This is a genomic window from Almyronema sp., assembly GCF_052168255.1.
GTDB classification, from domain to species: Bacteria; Cyanobacteriota; Cyanobacteriia; order Phormidesmidales; family Phormidesmidaceae; genus Sphaerothrix; species Sphaerothrix epifaneia.
This window is the reverse complement of sequence record NZ_JBQLZL010000098.1, coordinates 30169-33990: the sequence shown is the minus strand read 5'-3', so window position 1 is coordinate 33990 and position 3822 is coordinate 30169. Positions and strand designations below refer to the sequence as shown.

General features: G+C 50.6%; 7 protein-coding genes. 3 read left to right on the top strand and 4 right to left on the bottom strand.

Annotated features, from left to right (window positions below):
- Nucleotides 1-716 (bottom strand): peptidylprolyl isomerase (locus ACTS3T_RS20470; protein WP_462935498.1); only part of this gene is annotated, 716 nt, incomplete at its 3' end.
- A gap of 471 nt (nt 717-1187) precedes the next feature.
- Complete coding sequence (locus tag ACTS3T_RS20465; RefSeq protein WP_462935497.1) at nt 1188-1364, bottom strand: hypothetical protein; 177 nt, start codon at nt 1362-1364, stop codon at nt 1188-1190.
- A 66-nt stretch (nt 1365-1430) separates the two neighbouring features.
- Between ACTS3T_RS20465 and ACTS3T_RS20460 the strand changes: the two genes are divergently transcribed.
- A complete protein-coding gene (locus ACTS3T_RS20460) occupies nt 1431-1838 on the top strand; it encodes a peptide chain release factor 1 (RefSeq protein WP_462935496.1) in 408 nt (135 codons plus the stop codon).
- Here ACTS3T_RS20460 and ACTS3T_RS20455 read toward each other — a convergent pair.
- Nucleotides 1835-2350: a DUF3122 domain-containing protein gene (locus ACTS3T_RS20455; RefSeq protein WP_462935495.1), complete on the bottom strand. Its 516-nt coding sequence runs from the start codon at nt 2348-2350 to the stop codon at nt 1835-1837. The genes ACTS3T_RS20460 and ACTS3T_RS20455 overlap by 4 nt on opposite strands.
- Before the next feature lie 120 nt (nt 2351-2470).
- Here ACTS3T_RS20455 and ACTS3T_RS20450 point away from each other — a divergent pair, with 120 nt between their 5' ends.
- The gene (locus ACTS3T_RS20450) at nt 2471-3085 is read left to right on the top strand and encodes a Uma2 family endonuclease (RefSeq protein WP_462935494.1); all 615 of its coding nucleotides are present in this window, start codon (nt 2471-2473) and stop codon (nt 3083-3085) included.
- Nucleotides 3086-3110: 25 nt separating this feature from the next.
- Here ACTS3T_RS20450 and ACTS3T_RS20445 read toward each other — a convergent pair whose 3' ends face one another.
- Nucleotides 3111-3356 carry a helix-turn-helix domain-containing protein gene (locus ACTS3T_RS20445; RefSeq protein ID WP_462935493.1) on the bottom strand — a complete coding sequence of 82 codons (246 nt, stop codon included), beginning with the start codon at nt 3354-3356 and terminating at the stop codon, nt 3111-3113.
- Between the two features lie 228 nt (nt 3357-3584).
- Between ACTS3T_RS20445 and ACTS3T_RS20440 the strand changes: the two genes are divergently transcribed.
- Nucleotides 3585-3822: hypothetical protein (locus tag ACTS3T_RS20440; RefSeq protein WP_462935492.1), on the top strand; the 238-nt coding region annotated here is incomplete at its 3' end.

Below are 3822 nucleotides of genomic sequence, written 5' to 3'. Positions count from 1 at the left end.
GTTACCGCTGTTTGCTGTAGCTGCTTCTGCAACCAGGCGCTGAACAGTTCGTTGAGCAATCGCTGCCGCATGGCTTCATCAAGTTGCGCTGGCAAAAATTTTTCTAGCCGCACCACTACAAACCATTCGCCAATTTTAGTAGGGGGCCAAAGCTGTCCAGGTTGGCTAATAGAGAGCATTTTGCCCAAGGCTGGATGCGGTACGCTCAGTTCTACGGGGCCAACGAGTCCGCCCGTTTGGGCTTCTTGGCCTTGCGAATATTTCAGCGCTAGTTCGCTAAAGGGTTCGTTGTCGTCACGAATGCGAAAATACAGTTCTTGAGCTAGCCCCGCATCTTCAGTCCGAATGAGCGCGTAGAGAACTCGATCAAGCTGGGTTTTGCGCTGTAGAAAATGAGAGTCAATCTGACTGCTCCAGGTTTCGGCCTTAAATTTGCTGAGTTTTTGTTCTCGTCTGAGGGTGGCATCAAGCTGCTGATTCGTCAGCGATCGCTGTTGCAACCACATCTGCAATTCTTCGTCAGTGGTGATTTGCTGCCGTTCGCAAAACTGCTGCTGTGCGATCGCCATTTCATCTTCACTTAGCTCAATGGCTTCAATGGCTTGGTCAATCACAACTTCTCGTACCAGATTTGGCAAAAGCTGATACCGAGCTAGCAGCGGCACGAGTTCCTGAGCGCAAAGGGAGCGATCGCCAATCTGTAAAACAGCATCCATTGATCTGGCTTTGGCAAAGTTTAGTCTTGTCTAACCCACTACACACCTTATCGCCAACTCAGCGCGATCGCCACTGCTAGCCAGCGCTTTACCGCAAATTCAACGGCTAGCGGGCAATCCTTTGCGTTCAATCTCCCTGGTTGCCGTAGCGCTAATCTGGAGCCATTAAAACGGCTGCAATGTGCCAGAAACATGTCTGGGAAATATCCGCAGACCCGATATCCGGCCAAAGACGCGCTAAAATGCAAACCATAAACAGGCCAACAATTTAGGCAAAAGCTACGAAAACAGCGCCTTTGCCAGCGCTGGTAATAGAGACTAGTTCAAAGCAGCATTAAGCGCCCAATCAGGCTAGAGACTCAAAAGCGCTCAGCAACTTATCCAGCCTGCCAAAGCTACCGAAGAAAATTAAAAGCTCAGCCAGCCCAGGCCAGCAAACTTTTTAAACCTTACCCGCGTGCCATGTCAGCGCTATTTAGAACGTGCATTGAGCGCTGTGACGAGAGCCAGCGTGCCCCCAATAATGCCCCAGGCAAACCAAAGCGAAAAATTCAAGTGCTTTCGCTGAGCAACGAGAGCCGCGATCATGCCCATTACACAGTGCAAGAGCAAGAGGGTATAAAGTAAAGCTTGATTTGGAGCGGCCATTGCAGATTAAAACGCTAAAGTCGAAAGCATCATATCGGATCGTAATGTGAAAGAAAGACGGGTATTATGCGTAATCCGCTTCAACGTTTAAAGTATTTGCCTTGGTTGGTGTTGCTACAGGTGGCTGCGGTTACAGCGGCGATCGCGGCGCTTGTCGATGCTCTGCTGACGCTGAGCGTCATGCCTGTGCTTTTGAATCTGCTAGCGCCGACGTTGCCTTTAGTTTTTCCCCTATTGCTATTTGCAGTTGCGGTGGGAATCGGGGCTTTAGCTGTCTTCATCTTTGAGCGCTTTTTTCAACGGCAGGTTTTAATCACAACCAATGTGCTATGGGCTTTGGTACCTTGCTTGGGGCTGTTGCTTTGGTTGGTGGCTCTGTTGCCGCTGCCCAATCTGTTTGTGGGGATGGATTATGCGCGTCTGATTGGCATTATTTTGGGCATTTTCTGGCGGGGACGACGCTATATTCGCTAATTGGCTGGCTGTGGGTTGGCTAAAGGGGTGGCTGCTAGCGATCGCCACTCGCGCACCACAAACGGAGCCGCCACAATTTCAGCTACGCCACCTCCCTGTAGCGGCACCTCAAGCTGTAGGGGAATGTTGCCTGCAAGCTGGGCGATCGCAGTTTGCACGTCATATTGTCCGGCGTTGGTGGGGAGTTGCTGCAAGGTGCGATCGCGGGCGGCGGGTGCTTGCCAGGTGAGGGCTGTCCCGGTGGCAATGGTCAACGGCTGTGACTGCTCAACGGCCACTAACCCCGGAAACCCAACCAACCGCAGATAAATGCCTTCTAGCGTTTCGGTTTGATAGCGCTTAAACAACACGGCTTGCCATGAGCGATCTTGGCGATCGCGCAAACTCTGCTGCGATCGATAGGTCACTTGCCCTGGGCGTTCTTGATACACATGGGTTGAGGCTAAAGCGGGCGCGGTGCTGAGCAGCAAAATTAAACAGGCGCAACAAACTGCTCGAAGACAGGTGAGCATGGAAAAAATGAGTAATGGTTTGAGCCTATTGTCGCTGACAAAGATTTCTTTGCACACGGGGGCGTTGCTACGATGGGAGCAGTCTTCTAAGTCGCCCCATCAAGCTGGAGAGCGTCCATCATGGTTCAGGCACGGGTACCTAGCCCGATGAGTTTTGAGGATTTTCTAAACTGGTACCCGGAAGAGGGTCGTCGATATGAACTGATTGAGGGTGTTGTTGTTGAGATGCTGCCTACAGGCCCTCATGAGGATAGTGGTGGATTTTTGAGTGCCGAACTCAATTTTGAAATTCGGCGGCAGCCGTTGCCTTACTCCATTCCTCGTGCCTGCATGATTAAGCCTCAGGCGGCAGGTTCTGGCTATGTACCAGATGTCGTTGTTCTCAATCGTCAGTTATTGCAGCAAGAGCCGCTGTGGCCAACAGCTTCGGTGATTCAGCATGGTCAAACGGTTCCCCTCGTCGTGGAGGTGGTGAGCACTAACTGGCGAGATGACTATGGGCATAAGCTGGTGGAATACGAGGCGATGGGGATTGCTGAATATTGGCTGGTGGATTTTCGGGCGTTAGGGGCTGTTCGCCACATTGGTCAGCCCAAGCAACCGACAATTACGATCTGTCAGCTTGAAGGTGAAGAATATCAAATGCGACGATTTGTAGCGGGTGAAAAGCTGGTTTCTGGTGTGTTGCCAGATTTGGATTTGACGACGGATGCGGTGTTTGCAGCCGCAGGTTAAGAAGGCGATCGCTATTCTAAGGTGGTCAGTTTTCGGCTGATTCAATTTCAAGCTCTTCAAACGCTTCAATTAGCTGATCGAGCGTACAGCGATAGGTGTTGCAGAGACGCTTGATTTCTGAGGGAGTTCCTTTTGGGATCACGCTTCTGGCTTCCCATTTGGCGATAGTAGAGGGGCTTTTGCCAATGGCGATCGCAAGCTGTACCTGAGTTAATCCAATGCGCTGTCGCAGTTCAACCGGGGTGAGACGATTTTCACCTTCTGAAGGCATGTGACTTGTAATTTATTACTAGTTATGCTTTACTACTAATTGAGAAATCTCCAGAATTGCAGGAACTCTCAAGAGCATTTTGATTATCAGCTTGCAGCACTTAGTTCCGCAAAAACTTTCTACTGGACTGGCTTGCTGACTTTAACTAGTGTCGCACTGGTTGGAAGCGTTTCAGTGCTTGTTGACTTATTTCAACAAGTACACAGATGTTTTTGGATGAGTAAAACCATGACTTATCGAGAGCAGTTGACGCCTTGGGTGGTTTATCGGCTTTGGCCTGACTTGCGAGCGATCGCAGTGGCTCAGTTTCGTCAGCGTAACGAGGCTGAGGAATACGTCAAAACTGTTCGTCGAATGACGCCTGCAACGGCCAGATTTGCAATTCTCTTTGTACCGCCGCTGCCAGCAGTCACTGTTCGTCGAATGACGCCTGCAACGGCCAGATTTGCAATTCTCTTTGTACCGC

Bases quoted from the DNA above. Each gene is read 5' to 3' on its own strand.
- ACTS3T_RS20455 (WP_462935495.1), bottom strand. From the start codon at position 2,350: ATGCTCACCTGTCTTCGAGCAGTTTGTTGCGCCTGTTTAATTTTGCTG.
- ACTS3T_RS20460 (WP_462935496.1), top strand. From the start codon at position 1,431: ATGCGTAATCCGCTTCAACGTTTAAAGTATTTGCCTTGGTTGGTGTTG.
- ACTS3T_RS20450 (WP_462935494.1), top strand. From the start codon at position 2,471: ATGGTTCAGGCACGGGTACCTAGCCCGATGAGTTTTGAGGATTTTCTA.
- ACTS3T_RS20465 (WP_462935497.1), bottom strand. From the start codon at position 1,364: ATGGCCGCTCCAAATCAAGCTTTACTTTATACCCTCTTGCTCTTGCAC.
- ACTS3T_RS20445 (WP_462935493.1), bottom strand. From the start codon at position 3,356: ATGCCTTCAGAAGGTGAAAATCGTCTCACCCCGGTTGAACTGCGACAG.